We start from the raw sequence: 25359 nt of genomic DNA on the forward strand, positions 1-25359 counted from the left end.
AAATTGATGATGGATGTACGATCTGGTAAGTGAGCTCCTGTTGTAGTGATTACGAGAATAATAAGTACAGAGATCGAGTAACTTCGGATACATTTGAGCATATTCATAAAACTTAATGTTGGGGTTCAGTATAATATTTGTAGGGCACAAATATATTCAAAAAATTAAGCCTTCTTGTTTAGGCATACCGCCCTGCGCGGCTGACCTGCTGTTATTCGGACTCTCAACAGACTGCCAATAATATAAATGAGCACTGCCCATCTCATTGCATCAGCGAGATACGAGGAACTGTTATTGTTGTGCCGAAGGTTTTGCGGTTGGTGGAAAGCATACGGCTCTCCGCCTTTTATAACAATGGGATATCCCCGCTTAACGCTAAATCATTTACACTGGCCGTTAAGTTGAAATCAAAAGCAAAAACAACGGGAGGTGAGAATTTGATGGCGAGCCAGGCGGAGTTTGTGGACTGCGATGAGCTGTCGCCGCCTGATGTCCCAACGACTTAACGGTCCGAAAGCGAAGTGCAGACTTTAAGCTCTATTTCCCACCATCACGGGCAACGCGTCTCCCCCGTTGGCGGGGACTGGCGGGTGAACCTACCCCATTCTCCTCCACCCATCTTAAAATAATCGCCGAAACATCATCAATCCGATTCAGCACCTCCCAGTTGGTGAAACGAAGTACGGTAAAGCCCACTGACTCAAGATCACGGTCTCTTTGTCGATCCCGTTCTGCCGCTTCCTCCGTTTCGTGAGTAATACCATCTACTTCAATGACCAGGCGCAAATCAAGGCATGCAAAGTCCGCGATGTAGTTCAGTATGGGGCGCTGCCGACGGAAGGTGTACCCTTTCACATTTCTGGCCCGGAGGACATACTTCCAAAGGCAAGCCTCTGCTTTGGTCATGTTCTTGCGCAGCTTGTTGGCATAAGGCTGGAGCCTTTTATTGTAGTGGTAGTTGTTTTGTGGAGAGGCGGGTTCCATAGGGGTATCTTTTGTCCGTTTAAAGATACTGCCTGTTTGCCTGGTTGTCAACTCTTTTCAGGGAATTGGTTCTAGTACCTCCTCCTGCCCCCCTTGCCCCGGCGCTATAGCAGCCAGGCGAAAGCGCCCAGAGGGGGAAAGGCGCTGCGCTTGAGGTGGGGGCGTTGGAGTTCAATGCAGAGCTTTCACGCTTCATACACACCGTGCACCGCAACGCCTGCCTGGCTCAAGTCCAAAAGCGAAGGGCGGACTTAGGCTCCACTCACCAACATCACGGGCAACACCTCTCCCCCGTGCCCCGACGCTGTAGCCAGCTATGGCGCAAGCGTCTGGTTCCTAAATCCTGACAAGCTTCGCTTCGTCATGGACGGGAGCTGGGGGTGGATGTTCCTCCCCCTTACCCCCTCAGGAGGGGGAAAATGCGTTGCGCTTAGAGCGGGAGTCTTGTAGCTTAGCGTGACCGTTCCACGCGCCATACACGGCATGCCCGGCTCGTGCCCAAAAGCGAAGCCCAAACCTCATCCTTGCTTCCCAACACCACGGGCAACACCTCTCCCCCGCTGGCGGGGGCCGGGGGGTGGACTCAACGCTATCCCATCTCATTAATGCCGTCAACCTTTTTTAGGAGATGACAGAGAGAGGTGGGGGTGACTAAAAAAAGACCTTCATCTCTTCCGGGCAGTACCGGCTCGTAAGCGAGCAAATCCAAAGTCTGGGAAGAATGACCGGCGGCTGGCTTAAAAAATTATAAGACATCAGGAGGGACGTTCACTAACGCTACTAGCCCCGCCTTTTGCCGATGTATTTGGCATCTGCCTCAAGGCAGCAGCACCGGACGGCCATCGGACTATACTGAATGCACGCTCTGACTGGCAACTTCACCTAGCCAGACGCTGGCTTACAGCACTGGGCTGTGCATACTCCCGGGCAAGACGGAACCCGTTGTTGTTGTTCCGATTCGTAGGATTGTTCCTGTTGCGATTTGCAACGCGGGTGTTCCTAGTGTTGTTGTTCCAGGAACCGCCGCGGAGCACCCGACGACTACCTTGCTAACATGACCGCCCATTCAAATTTACAAAAATTTTGAAAATCCGGCTTCGCCGGATAGAAGAAAAAGAATAAAAGAGAAAAGGGTAACTTAGTCCCGGGCAAGACGGAACCCGCCGTCGTAGTACCGAAACGAAGGATCGTACCCGCTGCGACTTGCAACGCGGGTGATCCCAGTGAAGTAGACCCAGGAACCGCCGCGGAGCACCCGACGACCGCATTCGCCGCCATCATCTTCCAGCCAGGCACTCCCATACTCCGGCGCTCCCTTATAATCCTCATGCCAGCAATCCCCTACCCACTCCCACACATTCCCACTCATATCATGCAGCCCCAACTGATTGGGCTGCTTCTGCCCCACCTCGTGCGTACGGCCACCGCTATTGTCACCATACCAAGCTACCACGTCAATATCATCACTGCCGCTGTATAAAAACTCATCCTTCGCACCTGCTTCCCCGCCCCGTGCCGCGTATTCCCACTCTGCCTCGGTGGGCAGGCGGTAATTTTGACCCGTTTTTTGGCTCAGCCAGTCTGCATAAGCAACAGCATTGTTCCAAGATACTCCTACGATCGGCAGATTGACTGCCTCTCGGCTGTAACCTTTTGACTTATAATAATCATCAGAGCCAGTTTCTACATTATAGTCATTTCCGGGCTCCAACCATTCAGGGTGATTTGCTCCCGTTTCTTCGACAAATGCGAGGTATTGCCCTACTGTTACCTCGTGCACACTCATATAAAATGCACCCACGGTCACTTTGTGAGCGGGTCGTTCATTATCACCGCAATCCCCATCCCGCTCGGCGCTCGCGCAGCCCATGGTAAAGGTACCGCCCGGCACCCGCACCATCTCCAGTCCGACTTCGCCCTCCGTGGCTTCGTCGGACGGAGGTGGGCATCCTTGTCTTGCCTCCACCCCAGCCTCCTCCGGGCAACGGTCATCAATATCCGGTATACCGTCACCATCGGTATCGGGGCAGCCACGCAGAGCTTCGGGGCCGGCTTCTTCCGGGCAGCGGTCGGAGGTGTTGGGGATGCCGTCGCCGTCGGTATCGGCTTCATTAGGATCGTCGTTCAATACGGTTTGTTGGAATGTATGGGTGACAAGCGCCACCGGATCTGCTTCCGCATCGGCAATTTGCAACTGGAAACTCCCAATCGGGCCATCTCCGCTCATCACCTGTGCCTGCCAGTTGGCAGGGGAAGTGTCTTCCGACAGCTCAAAGGTGTAGTATCCCTGCGCGTCGGTCTCCAGGGAAGGCTCCGGGAGATTCGGGATACGCAGGGGCGTATTCGCCAGGGGCTCCTCAGAGAGGCTACCCATAACACGTCCGCGATATCGGCGCAGCGGGCAGTCCCCGCCCACACAGCGCCCGGTGGGGTCAATGCGGAAGAGGCGGCCGTTTTTGGCGACTTCGGCTTCGTCATTGTCATCAAATTCGCTGGCGAGGTTGTACCGGGCGGTCAGGACGACCTCCCCGCGTATGTCGCGATAGCCGTACAGACCGGTGGATCTGTCTTCAAAGAGGAGAAGCTTATCTTCATCCGTGCAGGCGGCAGGGGGTTGTATAGTTACGGTATTTTGCCAGATGGCTTCGTCCGTTCCACATCTATTCGCTACCCGGAGCTGCACGGTATAGGTGCCGGGCTTAGTGTAAGTCACTGTAGGCTGTCGCTGCCGGCTTTGCTGCCCGTTCCCAAAATCCCAGGAGTAGTCTGCGGCGCCCTGTACGTCCGGGCGTGGGGCAAAGCGGTAGGGCGGGCAAACGGTAATGGAGTCAAAACCGCCAGATAGAATGCGGGGGGGTACACTTAGCGTTATGAGCTGCGACCGCTTCTGATAACCACGCTGCCCTTTGCCACATCGCCCAAAGGACAACACCTCTACCTCCAGCTGCCCGCCGCCGACCTCGTACCGGTGCCCGATGGTGTCTGCCTGCGACAGGGTATCTACCTCCCCGTCCCCCCATCGTACGAAGTACTCCTCAATGGCTTGCCCGGCGGGCACGATCCGCAAGCGCAGGGTGTCCCCACGACAGAGGTCTGTGCCGTTCAACCACTCCAACTCCGGAGGTGTAAGGCATTCGGCAAGCGGTATGCCGTATTCGTTTTGTGGGGACAGCAGCGTCAGCAGGTTCGGCTCCAGTGACCAGTCTTCAAAGAAACCGGCAGGTAATGCGTTAAGAGCCCGCCGGGCAGCAGCACGGTCCTCACGGTAGAAATCAATCAGCCCCAGCGCATGCCGGGCAGCGGGCAGGGTATCTACCTGCTCAAAGAAAGCGGCAGCGGTACCCAACCACACTTCGTCCCCTTCCTGCAAAAAACGATGGTAATCCAACAAACCCTGATGGTAAAGGGTAATGCTTGTGTTGGAGGCAGCAAGGGGGTAGTTGCCTCCGCGCAGACCACTGGCCCGGCGGAAGTCAGCCAGCAGAGACTCCAGGTCTTGCGCAGCTGGCAGCTCTTCTCCTCCCCGCAGGCTGTCCCAGGCCACGACCGCCCGGTTGTGGTAAATCAGAGCACTATCAGGCTGCGGGCGCTGCTCCCAGAAAGGATTGTAGACGGACCCTTCCGTACCACTACGGTCCACATAGCCGTCAAAGGTGCCGACCATCGCTCCCAGTAGCAATAGCAGGGAGGTGGTGGTTAGCGCCCGGTAGAAATCAGCATTCAGCAGGCGCCGCCCCAGTCGTGGCTTACGGTCTTCTCTCGATGGTTTTTGCAGGAAGGTGCTCAGCTGTTGCGTACGGCCGGTAGCACGAGACAGCGCTTCTTCCAGTTCTGCCTGCTGTTGCTTATTCAGGGCGTGCCCCTCCAGCAAGTGGAAGAGCGCCTCTTTATTGGTGGCATCATCCGGGGCTGTCAGGAAGTTTTGCATGGCCAGCTGCACCTGAAGCTTATAACTGGCGTGCCCGCCTTCTACCGCAGGAGCTACAGCTTCCAGCTCTTCAGCCAGAGCAGCCCGGGCTTTGCGCTCCGTCTCCTTATCCAGGTCGGCCAGCAACTTCAGGCGCAGACGGGGCTGAATGGGATGCCCCTGTAGTACCGGCAGGCGGGACAGCAGCAGCATATTGTCGAAGGTGACCGGTGCGCCTATGGCTTTGCCTATAGCCAGCGTCAGCGGCCAGGTGGGCTGCGGGTAAACCAGCGCGGCTTTGAACCAGGTGAATACTTCAGGGTGATCAGCGAAGTAAGCTTTGTAGGTCGATAAGCGGTTCCAGCGGCGGTAGTTGGTTTCCGGAGGCAGGGGCGGCTGATTGTGAGCAGTCTGCCATTGGTTGAAACCAGGCATGGCGCGTTCGTCTTCCTCATCGTGGTCTTCTTCCAGGTAAGCCATCGCAGCTTGTACCCCTGCGGTATCGCTTGGGAAGACCGCCATCAGGTCGTAGAGGACCGCTTCCCGGTAAGTCCAGTCATTGGCAGACAACGGCGTGAGCAGCAACCGGCTTTTCCAGCGGCGGTAGGTGCCCGACAGCTCGGGGCGTACCCGGTGCTCCTCTTCAGCTGTGGGATCGAGCAAAGCATGGGCATTTCCGAGCACCAGCAAGCGGTGGTGCGGGTACAAACGCTGCAGTTGCTCCAGGCGCAGCCCATTGGGATGATGGGCATTCCAGAAACGATCGGGGAGTTTATTGTACCAAAATGCCGCCACATGTACGTCCTGCTCCTTCAGAAAATCGAGCAGGTATCGGTACAACTGTGCCTGATGGCTGTTAGGCGCTTGCTCATCAATCAGGAAAAGATAGTTGGGCGGAACTGTGGTACGACGGAATTGCACGGCCGGAAAGCCGCCGCCTTCGATCGTCTGCTGAATAGTGGCCGGTAAATCCAGTTCCTGCCTGACGCCCTCCTGCCGCAGCCGCAGAATACGGGCCAGCCGATACAGCTCTGGCCCCGGGCGCAGGAGCTCGTCCTGTGCCCGGAACGGGATTTCGTACGGAGGCTGATCAGCATGTGCAAAACGGGCTTTCAATGCCGCTGACTTTTCCTCAGGAGCCGGTGGTGGTGGTGGTTTCTGGAATAACCACCGGCCCCAAAACCAAACCGCCAGGACAAGGATGGTCAACAGTGCCCACCAGGTGCCTTTCGAAAAATGTAGCCCCATTGGCACCCGCTCATCCTTCTGTACCGGCAGATAAGCCAGAAATGCGTTTAGCTTGCCCACCGACAGGTCTTGTTGAGCGGTGCTTTCACAAAAGGCTTGAGTACGGTCATCGACAATACGCAAACGGACAGTGTACCCACCAGCTTTTTCATACCGGTGCTGCACAGTGTAGCCCTCCGCTTCGGTACCGTCCCCAAATTTCCACTCGTACCGGTAGCCTTCCTGCTCGGCAGCAACAGGACGGAACCGGAGACGCTCCTGTACCGAAGCACTCTCCGGCACTTCAAAGCTGGCATCCGGAGGGGTAGCGCACACCACTCTGACCGATGCGGAAAAGGTATCCTGATTTTCTTCTGCCGCTGCAATCAACAACAGCTTTTTGTTGTAACTGCCGCTAATGGTATCTATTCGGAATATCCAGCGGACCGGATCGTCATACCTGTTCTCTACACTGCCAGTAACGGCATCCTGTAATTCCCACCTGAACCGGGTCGTTGTTGTATCGTATCCCCCACTTTGATTGTCCGCACGGAAGGGTTCCCCCAGCGTAATCACAGGATCGTGGCTCACCTTGAGCAGCCGGGGCGCCTGCTCCGCTCTGTTGGAAAGCACGTACCACAGCCCTCCTCCTGCGAGTAGCAACAACGCTCCAAGCAAGGCAACCCAGGCACTACGGGACAATCTTTCCCACCATCGGGGCGGGGGTTCAGGTACAGGGGGCGGCTCGTATTTCCGGCTTTCTTCCAGGAACTGATCGAATAGGGCATAAAAAGCCTGTTGCTCCTCCGCATTGGTCACCAGCACCGGTGCCATCCGGTATTTGAGCTGATCCACCCGATTTAGCTCCTTCGCACCAAACTGCTCCAAAATCCGCCACAGTTGCAGGCGCTGCCGGGGGCTTATCTGGTAGCCCGAAGCTTCCAGCCGCTGAATCAGGGATTCAAGGGGTAGTGGATTGGTATTTGGTGGTAGTTGGTTCAAAAGACGTTTTGATCTGGGGAATTAGTTTATGATGTGGTAAGCTGTTCCTTTAAATAGGACTGCACCGCTTCCAGGTCTTCCTTGGTTTTCACCAATACAGAGAGGTTGTGGAGCAGCATTTCCTGCTGTTTTTTACGACCTTGCTCCATATATTTTTGCAATTCCAGAATACGCAGCCAGGCAATCAATTCAGCTGTGGCTGGCGATTTGCGCACAGCAGCCCCCCGGATCTGCTCAAAGATGCGGATCAGGTCTTTTAGCGCCTCCTCTGTGTAGCCCGTACTTCCACTCAATTGGGACTGCGCAATCTGTAACAGCTTATCCGATTTGGGGAACTCAATATGAAAAAAGACACAGCGCCGCAGGAAAGCATCAGGCAGGTTTTTCTCCGAGTTAGACGTCATGATAACGACCACCTGTTCAGAAGCGCCTGCGGATACCTCATAGTTGTCCTGCTCCTTAATCCGGAAGGTATATGCCTCAATCTCGTTGAGGATATCGTTGGTAAAGTCACGGGGCGCTTTGTCAATCTCATCGACCAGCACCACCGCACTTTCCGGCTTTTCCGGCAATGCAGTCTTGAATTTACTGGTATCTACAGCTCCTGGGTTGGTACCTGCAATAGCCCGCCCCAGCGCCTGCAATTCAATAAAATCAGCTGTACCGGGAGCCGCTTCATTATCCTGCCGCTTGATATTGGCTGTTTGGAAATGAGAGACTGCATCATAGGTATAAAACAAGTCACGGGCGGTGGAAGTCGTCTTGGTGTTGAACACCAGCGGCTTTGAGCGAAAGGTACTATCAGGTGCTTTGCTCAGCTCATGTGCAATTTTAGAAGCCAGCAGGGTTTTGCCTGTCCCCGGCTCCCCGGTAAGCAACAGCGGCTGACCGAGGGCAATGGCCACTTCAACAGCACTGCGCAGGCCATCCTGCAGGATATACCCTTCCGGGTCGAAGGCGGTACGGGAAAACTTTCGGTTCAGTATTTTCATGATGTGGGGTGGTTTATCGTGTCAATCAGTCGCTGCAGCTCGACCACAACGTCATCCATATAATAAATATCCTCTGTTTTGAAGTAGTCCGTATACTTCGTGCGGCGAGGAAGTTGTTTTTTGTAGCGGTTAAACCACTGCTTGAGGTCTTTTTCTCCAAGGCTGTTCAACTCCGGAAGAATTTGTACTCGGCGGCCACCGGCCCGGATAGCCGTTTTTACTTCACCTTTCACCTCACTGTCCTCTTCTTCGAACTCAATACCAAAAAAGAAAAAGAATCCGGGGGCCTCTGGCGGGAGAGTAGAACCACAAAATTCATCAATAAACCAAGTCACCACCTGTGGGGTAATTTCCTTATTCCAATCCATTTCAGGGATCATCAGGTAGCAGCAGACGTAATCCTGAGCCTGCAGGCTTTGCAACCGGGCACTGTGCTGCCAGAGGTACTTCAGGTCACGTTGCAGCATTGGGCCGCAGGTATGGGTATCGACACCAAAGACGGTGAACAGCTGGGAAAGCACCTCTATTTTGTAGGCTTCAATATTGTCATTGAGTTCCAGATAGATGGTCTCTGCCTGCTCTACTTTACAACGTGCACGGAGGTTAGGGTCAAGATAATCCTTCATCACGCCACGCAGCTCATAGGCAAAGCGTTCGACCAGCGCCTCGTGCTCATGCCGGTCAAAGCCATAGATATAGAGGAAGTTCACCTGATGTTCCTGTGCATACTCGATCCCCTTGAACTGCGTATTCTGCTCCTTCCGGTCGCAAGTAAGCCGGTGATGGTCATGCAACTTCGCCGCGGGCTTTTTAGAAGAGGATTTTTCAACAGAAGACTTCGCGGTAAGCAAGTCTTCCAGCTCTCGTTTGGCAGCAGCCAGCTTAGGCTTTAACTCATTCAGTTCGTGCTCAATTTTGAACTTCGCACTGGCATCAATAGCAAGGATAAGCTCTTCTTCAAGCAGGGAGATCTTACGTTGCATAATTTTGCAACGCCGTTCCAGACCATCTATTTCTTCCTGCTTGTAGCTCATAGTTTACCTCTACCGGGGCATATTTTGAGTAAATATATAATTTTCTCAAACAATGGCTGAATGTTTCAGGGAAAGCTTCGTTTTCAGAAGTGATTACTCCTTTCCAAAATCTCCGGAAAACGGATACTAACGAACAGCCCGTTAGTAACCGATACGGTTTATTCAATGTCACAATAAAAAGAATAAATGGTGGCCCTCCCAGCCACAGCAGCCCAACCAAAGCCCAAGCCCCTGCAAATCATCTCACATCCCAAAGCGAACACCAGAAGCTCGAAATCAGGAGAAATATAGCGCCCACTCTTTCATTCACCAGACCAAACAAAAGAAGCCCGGGCACTCCCATACCCAGGCTTCCCAATGTTCTTCGAAACGCCCCCCTACCCCTCAGCCGTTTGCTTAGCCTCGGCACGGATGCGCGCTTGTTCGGCCTTCCGTTTTTCTTCGTTGTAGCGGGTTTGCATGACCACGTTGCCGCTCGTGTGCAACATCCGGAAGCCATTGCCAAGCTGCCGCTGATACATGGCGAGGTCGCGGATCACCTTTTCGGAAATATTGCTGAGGTCTGCTACCTTCTCAGTGGTCGACCGGCTCATGTCGATCTCGATCTGCTGATCACCGAATTCTACGGTGAGGCGCAGGTCTTTGTGGCCGACCGCCTCTGTTTCCAGGGCTTTGGCCTGATCGCCCAGCGATTCGGTGTAGCCCATCTTGATCTTGAATTCCTGGTACTCCAGGTCTTGTTCCTCTCTGGTGATCTTGGAGAGCTGCTCGCGCTCGCCGGCCAGTTCGTTGCGGCGCCTGGCGATGACTTCCAGCTTCGCTTTCGATTGTTTATCCATTGCTAAATTGTATTTGGTGAGAAAAATTGATTAGACAGATCGTTGCAGGTTCAGCCAGAAACGGCCGAAGTGTTTGAGCTTTTTAAAGGGGTAGCCGTTGCGGTTTTCCACCCAAAGCTCTATGTCGTTGAGCGCCTGCACAAAGGTGGACCTGATATCATGCATCCCCTCAGCGTCCAGCAGGCTTTCATCACTGAGCCGGTTGTAGCCCTGCGTTTCCTTCGCCGCTCTGAGGGCCTCCTTTATCGCCTGGGCGCGGTCGGCTTCTTCGGTAAGAAAAAGATGGTGCAGGTAGTACCGGCGGTCGTCCGGCTGGAAGTTGACGATGGTTTCATAACCACGGATCTCCCCGTCTTCATCCGTGTACTTGAGAATGGTCTCAAAGACAAAGGTGCCCCGCCGGTGCCGCTGGGCATGGTAAGTGGTCGTAACGTGTAGAAAGCGGATGTCGCGTACGCGCTTGCGGATAATGCCCCGCTCTTGCAGTCTTTTCAGTACCCCCATAAATTTTTTACCCTTAGTAAGGAGGTTGTGACTTGTTGCGAAAATAGCAATTTTTGTGAAGAGTAACAACAAATCTTATGGCAACAACCGAACAAGAGGCAAAAACCGGGCCACCCAGCCACGAGCACAACCCAACGGCATCGGAGCCGGTGGAGGCTTTTCTCCGGGCTTTCGAGGCGGGCAAACGGGGCTCTGCTCTCAAATTGTTGAACGAACAGCAGGTGTACATCATCGATGCCGATTACCTGCAGAGACAGGCCGACTATACCGAACAGCTGGAGCAAAATTACCGCACCCTGGAAAAGGCGCTGCTGGAGGTGCGCGAAGAACGTGATATCCTTCTCAAAGGCTTGTATGGTATTTACAGCCGCTTCGGGTTCGTGGTGGAGGCCGTCAAAAAGGGGATGGCACATAAGGGGGCTATGAAGGGCTCCCGGCTGATCTCAGGGGTAATGAAGGCGTTCCACTTTCAGCAATCGGAATCGAAGGAGGAAGACCTCGCCACCGGCAATATCATCGTGAGCGTCATTGCGGCTATCCGCAAAAATCTGCACAACATCACGGACAACTTCGGAGAACTGGGGGATCAGCTGACACCGGGGCTCCGGGTGCTCGAAAAACACGAGATCATACCACCACTCAACAGCCTGGAAATCGATAAAGATGAAGCATAGCTTTTTCGGCAAGCCTAAAGAGCTGCCCAAACCGGTGAGCGAGGACGAAATCACAAAGCCTTCCTTTGAACCTGAACCAATCGGGGAACAGACCGACTACGAGGAAGTGGGCGATGAACCGGAGGTGGACCCGCTGGATGAAATGCTGGGCCATGTGCCGGAGGACCTGCAACAGGAGGAAGAAGCCATAGAAGCGCAGGAAAAGGAGGCTGCTGCCAATAAGGAAGACCCGCCTGCGGAGGCAGTACCGGCATGCGATGTGAAAGCCGAGCAGGAGCTCAATGCCGAACTGGTCCTTGTCGCTTTTGAAGGGGCCCGCCACCTGATTTACTCTTTTCTGTACAGCCGGACGGTCAGCGGCAGTGACCTGAAAACCATCAGGCGGATCACCCGGCAGCTTTCCATGAAAAACAACCGGTCTGCAGCGGAGCAGGAGCTCTTGGAACAGCTATGGGGTTATGTCGAAAAGCATGAGCAAATGCGCCATGATTTCCTCGACCGCCTCGCCTGGAAGGACAAACAACGGGAAACCCTGGCCAAACTGGTCGAGCTGGAGCTCCGCAAGCGGGCGCTGCGGGGGCAGGCGAATATCACGAAGTGGGCGGTAATCGGCTCCTTGCTCATCAATGAGGCTAACGCCGTGGGTAGCCTGGTGGAAGCCCGAATGACGAAACCGGACCTCGATACCATCGACTGGTCGGTGGTCCGCAAGGCAGGAATCGAAGTGTAACCTATGGGAACGAGAGCCAACCGGAAGAAAACAGGTGCCAGAGATTATCGGTCCTATCTGCTCATCGGCGGTAAAGGGCAGGGCAAATCGACCCTGCTGATTGACCTGGTGGAAGAATACCTGCAATCCTTTGCCAATACCTACAGCGATGGTGTCTATCCCCGGGCTTTCATCCATGACATGAGCTCCAGCCGGGCATTTCGCCACCTCCCTACCGTGGAGCAGGCGTGCCAGAAACTGGAGCTCGACCTGGAAGACCCGCTGGAACTGCTCACCCTCAAGGATAAAAAAGGGCAGCCGGTTTGGAAAAAGGGCGCCCTGCGCTACGTGTGCCGCAAGGGGCGTGAAATTCAGCACATGCATGAAATGCTGGCGGCTCACTTCCGCAACGGCATGGTGGTCTTCGATGAGTGGACCACCTACGTACGGGCCAATCCGCCGGACTGGCAGATTGATATCGTGAACAACCACCGGAACTACGGGCTGGAGGTGTTCTTCGTCTGCCATCAGATCATGCGGGTGCCCCTCTTTTTTATCCGTGGCGATATGATTGCCAAAATCATCCTCTTCAAAACCGGCGAGAGCGAGCTGGAATACCGGCAGTTCCGGCGCTACAGCTGTGCCGAACAGCTATGGAAAGCCTATGAGCGGGTACTGGCAGCCCCGGAGACCAATAAATGGGTACAGTATCATGAAATAATCGATGTGTGATGGAACCTAAAAACTCAACCTTTCAGCCTACGCCCCCCGGTCAAAGCAAGCCCAAACGCCTGTTGGAGGTGCGCTGCAATGGCAGCTTTGTTTACAAAACCGAAATCAGGCAGGCCCTGAACCTGGAACGGCGCAGCCATTGGAACAGCGAGATACAACTGCTCAAAGCCACCTGTGAGGGGTTTTGGGAAACCTATCAGCCATACCTGCACCGCACACAGGTCACTACCGAAATAGCCCGCACGATTATCGAAACCATTCTCAAACGGGCCGGGGAGGATATCGAACTGAAATTCTGCTGGGCCGAATAGGCCAACGTCATTTTCGTACTTGCAACATTTGGACCGGTACAGCCACAGGCTGGCCGGTTTTTTTATGCCCTGGCCCACACAAAAACGGCGCCACACGTTGCCAATCGTGCGCTATCGTCCCCATACTGCTCAACATGATTTTGCCCCCTGGCCGTTGCCGTAGATTTGAAACTGATTCAAGCCAACAAAAGCTATCGAAAACTAAAACATCATCCAAGATGAATAACATGCTCAAGCGGGCACTGGAGCAGGACATGCGCAAAAAACAAGCCTCGGGCTATGTGGCGCGCAGCGTTGCGCCTGGTGTCGCCTCTCGTCTCGGTGCGCAGGGCGCATCCCAATCCAAGGTGGTCACTCCTGAACGTGGCGCGAATGTGAACATGCAGGTGCCGACCGGGCAGCCTGTAGTCCCCACTTCCATACCGAATGGCCTGGCGGTGGAGGAATCCGTAACCGTGCACATCGACCTCACAGGACAGGGCAATACCCTGACCAAGGAGCGGATCATCCTCTTTGATGAGGGCAACTACTTCTCCGCAGCCAACGGCATTGCCTCCAAGTACCCGGCGGGCACCGTTTACATCGGCTCTCCCTCCAACAACCGTTACCCTTCATGGGTCGGCGGGCTCTGCGGCTGGACCTACCTCTTCGCAGGGATTAAAATGGACATCGCCGCCACTGCCGGTGCTGCCGCCTCTGCACAACTGCAGTTTCAGGAGAAAATGAACTACCATGTCCTGAATACCCGGGACCAGATCTCAAGCGAGCTGGAGGTGTCCAACTTCAACGACCCCGGCAACTTTGACCGGGACGTACGGGTGATCCCGCTGACCGACCGCAAAGCGCGATTCGACCGGGAGACCGCCCTGGAGTTTTACGCCTACCACGGGCTGCACATCATCCTTACTTTCTGGATGATCGGCCGGGCGCGCGACTAAGCCGCCCCAAACGGAACACACTTATTTTTCAACCGAGCGAGTGTAATGGACGCAGGAATTATTGACGCTATCCTTTTGAATAATCCCTTCGCTGTCAGCGATAAGCTGGCAGCATTGGGGCTTATTCGGAATGACGGGGAGTACTCGCCTGAAGACCTGAAGATGGTCATCCACCAACGGGTGGCAGAACTGCCGGATGAGGATGGTACCGACTTTGCCCTGCAAATACTGGACGTGCCCATCGACCTGTCTGGCGATCAGGCGGACTACCTGCTTGAGTACCATGTCCAAAATGGCAACCGGATGGCACTGCAACAGGAACTGCAACGGGCCGGTGCGCCGGAACGCTATACCGGCGGCCCGCTTGCGCAAATGAAAGTGCTGGGCTGGCCCCTGCCGGATGTGGCAGTAGCTATGGGCCTGGTCTTCATGATTGTCCTGATCATCGCTCTGATCAAAAAAATCTGATTATGCTAAGGAAGTATAAAATGCAAATCATCATTGGTACGGCCATCATCGCAGCGTTGGCGCTGGGCTACTATTTTTTCAGAAAAAAGAAAGCCAGCGGCGGCTCCAGGCCGGCAATAGGCGAAGAAGCCCCAAACAGTAAGCTCACGGACATGAAGACGGAGACCGACAAGTTCAACGTCGACCGCGCCATGGCTTACCTCAACTAGCGCTGGCACGATGAGCAAATTTGCAAAAGCAACCCTCCTGATCGTGGCTATCCTGGTACTCCTGGGCGTGGCGGGCTATGTCCTGCAACAACGGCAAAACAAGGTAGATCCCGGCCGGCCGGGCGCTATGGGCAATATGCCCTGCGTGCGGGTAAACCGGGAACGCTTCGGTCCCTGGAACCCCGATGCCATCCCCAGCGGCGACCTCAACCGCATGGCCCAACAGTTCCTCAAGGGGGACAGCCAGCGGAACGGCAGCATCGTGGGGGGCTTTTTCAAAGCAATCGACGTCTACCCAAACGAGAACCGCGCGAAGTTCTACGAGCAGGAGATCAAAACCTATGCCGCTACCGTAGCCCTGCCCCACTGGGACGTACTGATTGGGGAGCTGGCTTGCGACAATAACGCGATTGCATGAGCCCGCTAATGCCATACGACTATCCTCAGTTTTTCCATGGGCGCCCCCCCTGGGTGAAACCGGTAGTGATTGGCGTGGTGGCTATCCTGGTCTTGCTGGCCCTTTACTTTCTGGTAAGGGCAGTTGGCAAGTCGCTGGGGCTAAGCTCAAAAAACGAGCCGCCCATCCGCTTTGACGTGGAAGACATCAACTTCCAGCCGGGCGATGGGCCGGTGACTAATTTTGATGTGGAGCCCTGGGTGTCTGAACTGCACGATGTGCTCACCGCAACCTACCTGTTTGGCTTCGGCATCAGCAAGCGTTGCGACACCTACCGCCGCATCAGTGCCCTGAACCTGAACCAGCTCCGGGCCCTCAACTTCGCCTATGAAGCCGCCCACGGCAGGACCATACGGGAAGCCATGCGCAAAACCTGGGATTCCGGGTGCATGGTGTTCGGGAGCGTCGGCACCGACTACGGCGATTTACTGGAAACACAGCTCGAACGAATTGAATCCTGATGCTGCCACTGACCGAACAAGAAAAGAAGTTTTTGGTGATAAGCCTGGTTGCCTCGCTGGCAGCCGCCCTCATCAAACATTATATCATCGTAATATTTGACCCGCGATCATGAAAAATTCCTGGAAACATTACGCTGCCCTGGCTTTGGTCACCGTCGTGGCAACCGTCACGGCCGGCCTCATCGTCGACTACTTCCAAGAGCGTAAGCTGAGAAAGCTTATGGCGGAAGGGAGCCTGCCGGTGAACGATCAGGCAGCAGCATAAGCCATACACTATGAATGACATCATCCCCACTCAATACGGCGTCGAAGTGAGCCTGGACCGGCAATCAGCCAATTATTTCGGGCTGGCTGTAGGCGCACTGATCGCTGCTGGCATTATCCTCGGCATTGTGTCGGGCGTACTGATCAGCCGGACGATTAGCTAAGGGTGCTTTTTTGGAAACGGATACCGCCGCTGCCAATAGGCCGGCTGGGACAAATCTTTGCTGTTATGCTATCGCTAGTTTCATGCAGCCGCTTTTCCCGGATTATTCACGGCATGGAGTTGAAATTAAATTTTAACTCCATGCCGCGCTGATTTTATCAAAACTACTCCTTGGCTCCCGGTCGGAATAGAATTAATTTTTCTTCGCCAAGAATTTTTTCTCATTTTGCCGGAAAAAAGCCGAAAATGATGAGCCAAGGGCATAGCCTTCCCTCCAGGGCTTGCCCCTGTAGAAAAAACCCCCTCCTTGTTGACACCTGGCTGGCGAGCCACTAACACTGCATCATTACTTCTCGGAACAGGTTCTGTTGGGAAAAGGCTCGCGAAAAACGAATGTGTATCCTGCGAACCGTTTCATGAACCTGGGCAGCTACTTTTAGCAGATATAGCCGGATAGACTGTACCGACCAGGCCCAGGCTTTGGCATGAGCCGTTTTCCGGATCAGTCCCCGTAAATTGCGCAACAACTCATAAGCCAGGCACGACAGCATTAGCCGGAAGAAGTTGGCACTGAAACGATGGCAACTGAGCCGGTCTGAAAAACACATGTTCTTCACTTCCTTGATCCGGTTTTCAGAGGCCTCTCCGCGTTGCACATAAAAATCTTTGTATAGCTCTTCGGCATCGTCGTCGGCAAAGTTGCTAACGATAAAACGCAGATTCATGCCTTTGCCCGTCGATTCAATTTTGGCATATACTTGCTGAGGGTTATCCCAGGAATCAGCCTGGTAACTGAAGGGCCCTACAAACTTTTGATGCCGGGCCCCCTTTTGCCCATAGTGCTTATTGACCCGGTCATAAGATTTCCGGACCGCCGCTTTCAGGCGGGGGTTAGATGTAAGGCCAATGCAAAAATCAAGGTCTTGCTCCTCCACTACCTCATAAAAACCAGGGCAGGAAAACCCGCCATCAGCCCGGACGATAATTTGAATATCCCCAAAGCGCTGGCGGATTTTCCTGGCGATTACCCGCAAAAACCTGTCATTCCATTTATTGGAGTGTACGTTGCCGGGGCGCAATACCGGCAGGATGATTTGCCCCGTTTCCCCATCTATATAAAACAGCTCATTGAGCATCCACTGCCAGTAGTAGCCGTGAAACAAACTGCCCTGCTGATCTCCATGGGTAGGGTCGTCGGTACAATCCACATCAATGATCACATACTCTTTATCAGTGGGCAAACTAGCCACATACCGGTCAACCCACCACTCAGCCAGCCGGTACACGGCGCCCATGTTCAGGCTGTTTTCCAGGCGGCTCAGCGTTGGTTGAGAACACAAGCCGTTATCCATTAGAGCTTTCAGCAAGGGGTCTTCCCTGAGGTAATCTACATCATTACAATCTTCGTAACCGCAAGCCAGCAGCATTACCCGTTGCATTATCAGCTCTTCAACACTGTAAGTGATCAGCTCAGGGTCGCGCCGGTCGGGGACCTGCTCACTGAACGCTTTGATCAATTTTGATCTTCTCGCCAGTTTGTACAGAAGGCTAAAGCCTCCATCTGAGCTGGTTTCCTGGCCCGAAAAATCGAAGGTGTATTGTTTTTTATTCTGATAAAAAGCCGTATTTTTATTACTCATTTTTGGGTATGGAGTTTTTATATTTTTTAAAGCCTAAGCAACTCTAATATAAGAACTTATACCCTTTTTTTATGCCTTGCCGTGAATAATCCGGGTTTTCGCGGACCTGGCCACCAGATGATGACCCTTTGGATGCGGTTATTGCCGGATTAGATACGGGCACAGGCACGGTGGATGCCACAGGGAGCCTGGGCACTGAGGTCCGGGCAGCCATCAAACGCAATGGCGTGCCCATAGAAACCACACCGGCTGAGATCAATACCGGCAACAATCAGATTCCATTCACCAGCACACTGCAGAACGGCGATGTGGTTTGCGTGCAGGCCTCCAACAACGGCTTCCTGGCACTTGACGAGGACTGCCGCACCATCCCTACTCCGCGCTTCGGCTTTGTGCCGGTAAACTGAATGCTATGATCCTGATCAGCTTACAAGATTGCAAGCCTGCTTTTCCCAACTGCACAGGCACGGATAATGCGCAGGCCGTCTTCACCTTTACGGACGTGGATGGGCATACCGGCACGGTCAGGGTTTCGGGCAGTATCGCAGCCTTCAACGCCATTTCAGACACTTTCTATCTGGCGGTGGATGGCAGCAGCGGCATTACAACTGAAGTAAACCCCGGCGGGGCCCTGACTGTGGAAGCTGCCTTCGGGCCGGGTTTCAACATCAGCCACAACAAAACGGTGAGCATGAAAGTCACCGATTGCGCCGGGTACGAAAGCGTGGAAGAAGTGGTGGGCTATACCGATGCCGTAATGACCCACAACAACGAGTTCATCAAAGTCGATGACGACCATTATCTGATCTTCATATAACGAACCGCATGGCTTGCATTATCACAGGCAAAAAACCCTCACAGCTCGATGACCCGGCAGTAGCCGTGGACAATTCGGCCTGGCTGATCCTCGAAACCAGCGATGGGAAAGTCGTTAGGATCCACCCTTCGGAACTCACCTACCTGGTCGGTCCGGAATGGGAGGCTTTTATCGCCCCCGACTTTTCGGGTACGACGCTAACCATCCCACTGACAGAAAACAACGGCAAACTGCCCGATGATGACGACCAGATTTTTGTGGAAGTCAATGGCTTGTCCAGCCATATCGGCGCTCATTGGATCCCCGTCCGTAATGCAGGGTCCACACCTGACGCAATCGAGTTCACAGGAGCTAAAGCCAATGACCGCATCAGTGTCCGCTTTCCACGGTCAGCCTAATTATCCCTCAGCAAATACTCTCCAGACGATGAATAAGCTACTTTTCACCCTTGCGGCCCTACTGCTGGGCACCACCTTGAGCCTGGCTCAGGAAAACCGGATCAAGCCGCATAAGAACATCATTAAGGCACCCGGCTCAAACTATGTGATGCTGTCGGATGGCGCAGGCGACTTCCAAATCGTCCCGGCATACAGCTTGCCAGTGGGCACCGGCTGAGATGTGGTGACGGCTTTCACCTACAACGGCAATGACCTCGCCATCACCACCGATCAGGATGTCTTTGCCGTCAACGTCAATGCCGGCACAGTAGAAACAACCGTGCCCATCAGCATCAACGGCACCGCCTACCCGAGCGGCACCGATATCCAAACCCTCCTCGGCGCGATCGGTACCGCCATCGACAATATCGGGCTCGTGGATAACGGGGATGGCACCTACACCTTCACCGACACCAATGGCAATACCGTAACCATCAATGCGGGAGGCAGCGCTGCATCTGCCTCCAATGGGCTGAACGATTGGGATGCCTCCTCAGCGACAGACATAGAGTTGGGCGGGGATATGGAACGGCATACGACCGTCAATGGTGTGCGGTTCGACCTGGACTGGGAATCTTTTTTAAACTATCGCATCACCGATCTGCAGGGGCAGTTCATTGCCGCTACGGATACCATTGGCGGCAATCAGGGGCAGATCTTCATTGGGCCAGCTACGAATATGATGCGGTCCACCAATTATACATTGGGCAACAAGGCAGAGGTCTACACCACCCTGGCCGGGGCCACTACCATACGCCATTCTGCTATCGACAACTCCTATCCTTCCATTGTCAATGTGTCTCCCGTTAGCATGGAGTTTACCCGCAAGGCATTGGCAGATACCTCGCGCTTCGTCTTCAGCCAGGACAGCGCCATCTTGCAAACGACGCAGCCCCTGGACCTGTCCAGTGACTCCGGGATTTCCTTCTTTGGCGGGAAATACGAATGGCCCAACGCCACGCCCGGGCCAGGCCAGAAAGTCATGGTCTGGAATAGCGGTACGCCCAGCTTTCAAGATTATGCAACCGGAGGCGGTGGCAGCGCACCAACGATTGCAGCCATCAGCGGTGGGGGGGCAACTATTATGGTCAAATACACCGGCACCGCCCCTACCCTTTCCGGCAGCGCAGGCAACTGGACCATCACAGTCCCGGCCGGTACTATGCTCGACTGGTTCCGGTGGAATGGCAACAACTCCTTTTTGACTGCCGGTGGCGACATGAATATTACCGTGCAGTGGTTAGGTGTAACTTTTAATACCTCACAAGCCGATGCCGTCATCCCTGACATCACCCTTGTGGAGCGCACTACGACTTTGAACCAACAGCTTGATGTGCAGGGGGCGGGCTGGAATGTCACCTGTCCTAATGCAGGCATTGGCGGCGGGGCCACTACGTCCGTTATTAGCGGGCTGAATGGGTTTGGGGGCGACTGGACGGTCATTGGTGAATTTTAACGCTGGTGAGATGCAAAAATATACCTTGCTATTATTGGCACTCTTGTCCGGGCTACCCCTGCTTGCCCAGGTAGACACGCTGTACGCGGAAATGGCTGGCACCTGCACGTTTGGTGACGTGACGGCAGCCGATTCAGATACCTATACCTTCGACATTTTTTTCACGGACCAGGGCAGCGAATACTCCGCAACGGATATTAAAGTCGGGCATGTGATTATCGACGGCAACAAGAATAAATACGTTGTAACGGCCATAAATGTGCAGAGTTTCTTTCTCACCAACATCACTGCCGATTGCGTGGGCGGCGATTGCCCTGCGCCATTCGGGAAAGGGCAAATCACGAAAACGACCCCAAACTTCGGATTTGATTTATTCACTCCGGATAACCAGAATGGCCTTTCGCAAATCATCAAAGCCTCTTTAGAAAGCTCCAACTGGCTCAAGCTGGACCAAGTGCTGGCCAACCTGGCCGCAGCCACCATATATGGCTTTTACATCAATCATATTGAGGCCGGCAACGGAGGTGTCCCTTTAGGCGCACCATACAAAGCCAGCCTCGGGAACACCATGGGCATGCCCTGGGGCACCCTCATCATCCGGACACAATAATCTTCTAAACATCAACATACTATGAAACAGCTATTTTACATCGCCGCGCTACTGCTTTTCGCACAGGCGGCTTTTGCCCAAAGCATTACCGGCGGTTCCGGGGTCTGCGTGGTCGACGGCGACCCGGACAACATCCCTTCCATGCAGCAGCAGGACGCGCGCTACGAGTGCGTGATGGCCTGGGACAATACCAATCAGGCCCTCTACCTCTATGACTCCACAGCGGCCTCGGGCAACCGGTGGACCGCCGTGCCCTTGTCTGATGTGGTGGATACCGACACCCGCCTGGACAACCCACGGGTATCCGGTACCGACCTGGTCTTTGACCTGTACGATGAAAAGACCGATACCGACATCGGGGACATCTCTGTACCGATTATCGACATCGCCCCCGTGCAGGGGGTAACTGCCGGTACGGGCATCAGCATTACCGATGACGGCAACGGCAACTTCACCATTACCAACACCGCTACTTCCAACGGCACGGACGAGCTGCAGACGCTGTCCAACACCTTCCCCGATGGGGCGACCGGGCGCTTCACCCTCAGCGACGGGGGCGGCAGCGTAGACGTGGTGGAAGGCACCGCTATTGACATCGCCGATGACGGGTCCGGTAATATACAGATCACCAACACCGCGCCCGACCAAACAGTGGGCGTTACCGGGGGCACCGGCATCAGCGTATCCGGCACGTACCCCAACTTTACGATCACCAACAGCAGCCCCTCGAATGCTACGGACGAGGTGCAGGACCTCAGCCTGGCCGGCAACACCCTGAGCCTGACTCAGGATGCCACCCCGGTCGACCTGAGCGCCTACCTGGACAATACCGATACACAGGACCTGTCCATCTCCGGCAACGACCTGAGCCTGACCGATGGGGGCACCGTGACCATTGATGGCGATGCCAATAACGAGGCACAGACCATCTCGATCGGCGTGGCTACGGGCACCGCAGCAGTAAGCCTTTCAGACGTGGACGCCATTGACGGGGGCACCGTTAGCTTCATTGAAGGGGACGGTATACAGATCACTTCCAACGGCAGTAACGGCGCCAATATCATCAATACCGAATTCGCGGCGGTGGAAGCCGATGACCATGCCGATGCGGGCGTGCAGGGCGTAGCCATCGGGGAGTACTTCTACACCTCGGCGGGCAATACCATGGGGCTGCCGGCCGGCACCAAGGTGCGCCGCGCATTCTAACAAACCTATTTTGTAACCGGGCAACACTCATCCATGAAGTTTTATGCCTTCGTTCTGCTGGCCTGCTTTTCGGCCCTCCAGGTAAAAGGGCAGGCCCTGGCCGGGGGCGCTGGGGTGTGCAAGACCACCGGCGACCCCGACAACATCCTGAGCATGCAGACGCAGAACCAGGAATACGGCTGCTCTATCGCTTTTGACACCGTCAACAGCGTGGTGTACGTCTATGACGCTACAGCGCCCATGGGCAGCCGGTGGGAGGTCTATGCCCCTTCCGGCAGCGGCGGCGGTATCTGGCAGGTACAAAACTCTACCAGCCTGGCTGCCGACAATACCTCCAATAACTACCACCGGGGCAGTATTGGCATTGGGGATTTCAGCAGCACGACCATTGGCGCGAGCTTCCATTTGTACAGCCCGAATATGACGATGCGCCTCAGCGACAGCTGCAGTACCGATCAGTGCGCGACGCCCCTGCTGGAGTTCTACCGGGGGCGCAATACGAGCCTGCTGGGGCGGGTGGGCTATCTGAGCAGTTCAGACAATGACTTTTCATTCATCAACAACCTGGCGGCCGGCAAGCTGAAGTTCGGCACCGACGCTACGGTCAAACTGGAGCTGCTCGCCAGCGGGCAGGCCCGGCTCAACCAGTACACGTCCAGCACGGCATTCACCGGCACCGCCGCCGGTTACCTGGCCTTTGATGCCAACGGCTATTTGATCACGGACTCCGGCACGGGCGGCAATACTTCTTTTGCCGCCCTGTCGGATACGCCGGGCAGTTATACGGGGCAGAGCGGGCAGTATGTGCGCGTAAATGCCACAGAAAACGGGCTGGAATTTGCTGCCGTAGCCGGTGGCGGGGCCAGCGCCTTCACCGGGCTGAGCGATACGCCCGCTTCCCTGAGCGGGGAGGGCAGCAAGTATGTGCGCGTCAACGCAGGCGGCACTGCCTTAGAATTTGCTACGGTCACGCCGGGCGGTGGCAGCGGCTACCCGGCCGTGCAGGTCCCCAACGACAGCCTCACCTTGCGCTACGACTTCGGCGGGCAGGAAGAGGGGCTGTTCAAAGTCAATATGGGCACCCGCGACCGCTGGGAGGTCGTGCCCTCCAGCCCTGCATCCGGCGTGGCAGCGGAGTATTCCCTGATGTTTACCGAAGTCGGGCTCAACGACACGGTGACCTTCCCGGACGAGTTCCTGTATGTCCTGGACAGCATGCCCATCGGCAGCATCAACCTGAAAAGCAGCCTGATCCAGGACTTCTGGTACGATGGGCAGTACTACTGGACGTATGGCAGCCTGGGCAATAGCCTGATTGGCGTACCGACCTGCTCGGACGGCGTACAGAACGGGGACGAAACCGGCGTGGACTGCGGCGGCAGCTGCCCGTCTTCCTGCGGCGGTGGCGGCCCGGGCTATGATGCCGATTATCAGGCGGTACTGGATTATGCCACCACTCAGGGCTATACGCTGCCCAGCCAGACGGTGCGGGACTCCGGCAATGGCGGTGTCCCGGAAAAATCGTAAATTGCGATAAAAGCAACTTTTATGAAAAAGAATGAAGATCAGCTAAGCATGAAAAACCTGGGGATGATCAAGATGCACCCCGCCACCATTAAGGAGCTCCGCGAGATGTACGAGGCCTACGAAAGGAACCTCCCGGAAGGAGAAACGAAGCTGGACAAAGGAGAGTTTTTCGGGCTTCACTACGAAAAAGTGATGGCCGCTTATTCTGACTTGTACACCCGGCACAAACTGCAGCAGGCACAACTCGACAGCGCCCAAACGGCGGCTTATCCGGACGAACCTCAGGTGACCGAAGAGGAGCAGCCCGAGGACGGCCCGGCTAATCCGGAAACGGAAGAAATCAACATCCTGCACCGGCAGGTCCGCAAGCTGGAGAAGCGGCTCGACAAAGCTCAGAACGGTGAAATCAACTGGCCCGCCATCATTGCCGCAGTTACTGCAGTGCTCTTTTCCATAGGCGCCGTTTTCATTGCCATGCAAATCCGAAACAAGGTAAAAAGCCATGAGTAACATACAGACTTACCTCCCTCAGGCAGCAGCGGAGACCACGAGCTATGCTATGGTGTCCAGCTCCAGTCAGATGCTGCGGGAGAACTTCACCGTAGGCGAGTTCTACAACCCCAAAACGGGCCTGCCCGCCCACCCTCTTGCCATCAAAGTCATTGACGCGGTGCAGTACCTGCGCACCAGGTTCGGAATGCCCATCCGCATCACCAGCACCTATCGCAACTACATCCCCAGCGGGCCGGGCGTAGTGGGAGCTGCCACACACTCCCCCCACATGCTTGCGCAAGCCATCGACTTCCAGTTTATCGGCAGCAAGCGCGAAGTCAACACCATCTACATCGAGCTGCGCGACGACTTCGACAACAAAGGCCCCGTCTTTCAGGAGTTGTGGGAAATGGGCATACGCGGGTTCGGCAGCTACGACACCTTCCTTCACCTCGACTGCGTACAAAGCGAGCTCTACCCCGTATTCGCCGCCAAGCGGACCCGCCGCCACCAGGGCCAGCTCTACAGCCGCTGGAACAGCATGAAAACCCTGCGCAACCTCAACCTTAGCCCAACCAATGTTGTACTCGATACCATCCTCGTCACCGCCGGAGAAATACGCGGTATGTTTGCCGAGCTCGGCAATGCGGAGGACCGCGGCAGAGACATTCAGTCCCGGCATATCCGGACCATAGCCTTAGTCATTGGGGCCCTCACTACTGTGGGTTATTTGAGTTACCGGTATTTTGGTTTGTTTCAGTCTAATTAGATGGCTCCGCCAGTTGCCAGATTAGCGCGGAGCGCCTCTCCTCCCAACTTACGGCTCAAATGCTTCATGGCCTTACCCATGCGCATAGGATAGCCAGCCTTTAGGTTATAACCCTTAGGCTTTTGGTTCTATTTACATTCGAGACATACAAAATAGCTACCCACAAGCTTCCTCCGTCAGCCTGATGGCACAACAGACAGGTACAACTCTTTGATTATCAACTCTCGTTTACTCCAGGTATACACTTAAAAACTGCAGTCAGCTATTTAAGGATCCCTGCGTTTTCTTAATGTACGCCTCGGCTTAATTAAGTTTCGAACGGTTTTCTTTAAATTGCGTAACCTTTACTAAAGTTGCCATGGAGAATTTTAAAGCCGGCAATTACATAAGTCAAGGGACTTTCAAAAGCTATCGTTTTGATTAATCAGAATGGCTCATAAAGTGCTACTGCAAGGAGTTCGAGAAAACACAAGATTCCAGGTCAGTTTCGTACGAGTCAAAACTGGATCGGAGGTGCTTCTCTTTCAGAC

At 54.8% G+C, this 25359-nt stretch carries 28 protein-coding genes and 1 pseudogene; 21 read left to right on the top strand and 8 right to left on the bottom strand.

The features are described 5' to 3' along the window. Positions 1-537 precede the first annotated feature (537 nt). The 7 genes and pseudogenes from ACO08I_RS04495 to ACO08I_RS04525 all read right to left on the bottom strand — a co-directional run bounded on the left by ACO08I_RS04495 (position 538) and on the right by ACO08I_RS04525 (position 10489). Entirely contained in the window at positions 538-984 is a 447-nt protein-coding gene (locus tag ACO08I_RS04495; RefSeq protein ID WP_282774407.1) for an endonuclease domain-containing protein, read from the bottom strand. Positions 985-1862: 878 nt separating this feature from the next. Next, a pseudogene (locus tag ACO08I_RS04500) lies at positions 1863-2021 on the bottom strand (SUMF1/EgtB/PvdO family nonheme iron enzyme); the annotation flags it as partial. A 101-nt stretch (positions 2022-2122) separates the two neighbouring features. Beyond that, complete coding sequence (locus tag ACO08I_RS04505; RefSeq protein WP_421948625.1) at positions 2123-7120, bottom strand: SUMF1/EgtB/PvdO family nonheme iron enzyme; 4998 nt, start codon at positions 7118-7120, stop codon at positions 2123-2125. Positions 7121-7146: 26 nt separating this feature from the next. Then, positions 7147-8112: an AAA family ATPase gene (locus ACO08I_RS04510; RefSeq protein ID WP_421948626.1), complete on the bottom strand. Its 966-nt coding sequence runs from the start codon at positions 8110-8112 to the stop codon at positions 7147-7149. Continuing rightward, a complete protein-coding gene (locus tag ACO08I_RS04515; protein WP_282784674.1) occupies positions 8109-9146 on the bottom strand; it encodes a hypothetical protein in 1038 nt (345 codons plus the stop codon). Before ACO08I_RS04515 ends, ACO08I_RS04510 begins: the two co-directional genes overlap by 4 nt. Before the next feature lie 377 nt (positions 9147-9523). After that, entirely contained in the window at positions 9524-9985 is a 462-nt protein-coding gene (locus tag ACO08I_RS04520; protein ID WP_282784676.1) for a hypothetical protein, read from the bottom strand. 30 nt (positions 9986-10015) lie between these two features. Further along, positions 10016-10489 carry a hypothetical protein gene (locus ACO08I_RS04525; protein ID WP_282784678.1) on the bottom strand — a complete coding sequence of 158 codons (474 nt, stop codon included), beginning with the start codon at positions 10487-10489 and terminating at the stop codon, positions 10016-10018. Between the two features lie 77 nt (positions 10490-10566). Here ACO08I_RS04525 and ACO08I_RS04530 point away from each other — a divergent pair, with 77 nt between their 5' ends. The 11 genes from ACO08I_RS04530 to ACO08I_RS04580 all read left to right on the top strand — a co-directional run bounded on the left by ACO08I_RS04530 (position 10567) and on the right by ACO08I_RS04580 (position 15876). After that, the gene (locus tag ACO08I_RS04530; protein WP_421948627.1) at positions 10567-11163 is read left to right on the top strand and encodes a hypothetical protein; all 597 of its coding nucleotides are present in this window, start codon (positions 10567-10569) and stop codon (positions 11161-11163) included. Beyond that, positions 11153-11893 carry a hypothetical protein gene (locus tag ACO08I_RS04535; RefSeq protein ID WP_421948628.1) on the top strand — a complete coding sequence of 247 codons (741 nt, stop codon included), beginning with the start codon at positions 11153-11155 and terminating at the stop codon, positions 11891-11893. The genes ACO08I_RS04530 and ACO08I_RS04535 overlap by 11 nt, the downstream gene beginning before the upstream one ends. A gap of 3 nt (positions 11894-11896) precedes the next feature. Beyond that, on the top strand, positions 11897-12604 hold the full coding sequence (locus ACO08I_RS04540) for a hypothetical protein (RefSeq protein ID WP_421948629.1): 708 nt from the start codon (positions 11897-11899) through the stop codon (positions 12602-12604). Next, positions 12604-12915: a hypothetical protein gene (locus tag ACO08I_RS04545; RefSeq protein ID WP_282784683.1), complete on the top strand. Its 312-nt coding sequence runs from the start codon at positions 12604-12606 to the stop codon at positions 12913-12915. Before ACO08I_RS04540 ends, ACO08I_RS04545 begins: the two co-directional genes overlap by 1 nt. Positions 12916-13133: 218 nt before the next feature. Beyond that, positions 13134-13853, top strand: coding sequence for a hypothetical protein (locus tag ACO08I_RS04550; RefSeq protein WP_282784684.1), 720 nt, complete (start codon positions 13134-13136; stop codon positions 13851-13853). A gap of 45 nt (positions 13854-13898) precedes the next feature. Further along, positions 13899-14321 (top strand): hypothetical protein, encoded by a 423-nt coding sequence (locus tag ACO08I_RS04555; protein WP_282784686.1) that lies wholly within the window; start codon positions 13899-13901, stop codon positions 14319-14321. Between the two features lie 2 nt (positions 14322-14323). Next, the gene (locus ACO08I_RS04560) at positions 14324-14530 is read left to right on the top strand and encodes a hypothetical protein (protein ID WP_421948630.1); all 207 of its coding nucleotides are present in this window, start codon (positions 14324-14326) and stop codon (positions 14528-14530) included. A 10-nt stretch (positions 14531-14540) separates the two neighbouring features. Continuing rightward, positions 14541-14948: a hypothetical protein gene (locus ACO08I_RS04565; RefSeq protein ID WP_421948631.1), complete on the top strand. Its 408-nt coding sequence runs from the start codon at positions 14541-14543 to the stop codon at positions 14946-14948. Continuing rightward, a complete protein-coding gene (locus tag ACO08I_RS04570) occupies positions 14945-15448 on the top strand; it encodes a hypothetical protein (protein ID WP_421948632.1) in 504 nt (167 codons plus the stop codon). Before ACO08I_RS04565 ends, ACO08I_RS04570 begins: the two co-directional genes overlap by 4 nt. A 109-nt stretch (positions 15449-15557) precedes the next feature. Beyond that, on the top strand, positions 15558-15713 hold the full coding sequence (locus ACO08I_RS04575) for a hypothetical protein (protein WP_282784693.1): 156 nt from the start codon (positions 15558-15560) through the stop codon (positions 15711-15713). 10 nt (positions 15714-15723) lie between these two features. Next, positions 15724-15876, top strand: a complete 153-nt coding sequence (locus ACO08I_RS04580) for a hypothetical protein (protein ID WP_282784694.1) — start codon at positions 15724-15726, stop codon at positions 15874-15876. A 331-nt stretch (positions 15877-16207) separates the two neighbouring features. Here the strand turns inward: ACO08I_RS04580 and ACO08I_RS04585 are convergent, their stop codons facing one another. Beyond that, entirely contained in the window at positions 16208-17515 is a 1308-nt protein-coding gene (locus ACO08I_RS04585; RefSeq protein ID WP_421947473.1) for an IS1380 family transposase, read from the bottom strand. Positions 17516-17643: 128 nt separating this feature from the next. On the opposite strand from ACO08I_RS04585, the gene ACO08I_RS04590 reads away from it, so the two are divergent. The 10 genes from ACO08I_RS04590 to ACO08I_RS04635 are packed head-to-tail and all read left to right on the top strand — an operon-like array spanning position 17644 to position 24829. Beyond that, positions 17644-17922, top strand: coding sequence for a hypothetical protein (locus ACO08I_RS04590; protein ID WP_421948633.1), 279 nt, complete (start codon positions 17644-17646; stop codon positions 17920-17922). A 5-nt stretch (positions 17923-17927) separates the two neighbouring features. Further along, a complete protein-coding gene (locus ACO08I_RS04595) occupies positions 17928-18332 on the top strand; it encodes a hypothetical protein (RefSeq protein WP_421948634.1) in 405 nt (134 codons plus the stop codon). Between the two features lie 8 nt (positions 18333-18340). Then, positions 18341-18730: a hypothetical protein gene (locus ACO08I_RS04600; protein ID WP_282784699.1), complete on the top strand. Its 390-nt coding sequence runs from the start codon at positions 18341-18343 to the stop codon at positions 18728-18730. 28 nt (positions 18731-18758) lie between these two features. After that, positions 18759-18947, top strand: a complete 189-nt coding sequence (locus ACO08I_RS04605) for a hypothetical protein (RefSeq protein ID WP_421948635.1) — start codon at positions 18759-18761, stop codon at positions 18945-18947. A 3-nt stretch (positions 18948-18950) separates the two neighbouring features. Then, complete coding sequence (locus ACO08I_RS04610) at positions 18951-20225, top strand: hypothetical protein (protein ID WP_421948636.1); 1275 nt, start codon at positions 18951-18953, stop codon at positions 20223-20225. Between the two features lie 10 nt (positions 20226-20235). Then, complete coding sequence (locus ACO08I_RS04615) at positions 20236-20835, top strand: hypothetical protein (RefSeq protein ID WP_282784702.1); 600 nt, start codon at positions 20236-20238, stop codon at positions 20833-20835. Between the two features lie 21 nt (positions 20836-20856). Further along, a complete protein-coding gene (locus ACO08I_RS04620) occupies positions 20857-22041 on the top strand; it encodes a hypothetical protein (protein ID WP_421948637.1) in 1185 nt (394 codons plus the stop codon). 33 nt (positions 22042-22074) lie between these two features. Further along, positions 22075-23568 carry a hypothetical protein gene (locus ACO08I_RS04625; RefSeq protein WP_421948638.1) on the top strand — a complete coding sequence of 498 codons (1494 nt, stop codon included), beginning with the start codon at positions 22075-22077 and terminating at the stop codon, positions 23566-23568. Positions 23569-23589: 21 nt separating this feature from the next. Next, positions 23590-24078, top strand: a complete 489-nt coding sequence (locus tag ACO08I_RS04630) for a hypothetical protein (protein ID WP_421948639.1) — start codon at positions 23590-23592, stop codon at positions 24076-24078. Next, positions 24071-24829 (top strand): D-Ala-D-Ala carboxypeptidase family metallohydrolase, encoded by a 759-nt coding sequence (locus ACO08I_RS04635; RefSeq protein ID WP_421948640.1) that lies wholly within the window; start codon positions 24071-24073, stop codon positions 24827-24829. Before ACO08I_RS04630 ends, ACO08I_RS04635 begins: the two co-directional genes overlap by 8 nt. Positions 24830-25359: the final 530 nt, after the last annotated feature.

The organism is Phaeodactylibacter xiamenensis (assembly GCF_965229835.1).
In the GTDB taxonomy this organism is placed as follows: domain Bacteria; phylum Bacteroidota; class Bacteroidia; order Chitinophagales; family Saprospiraceae; genus Phaeodactylibacter; species Phaeodactylibacter xiamenensis.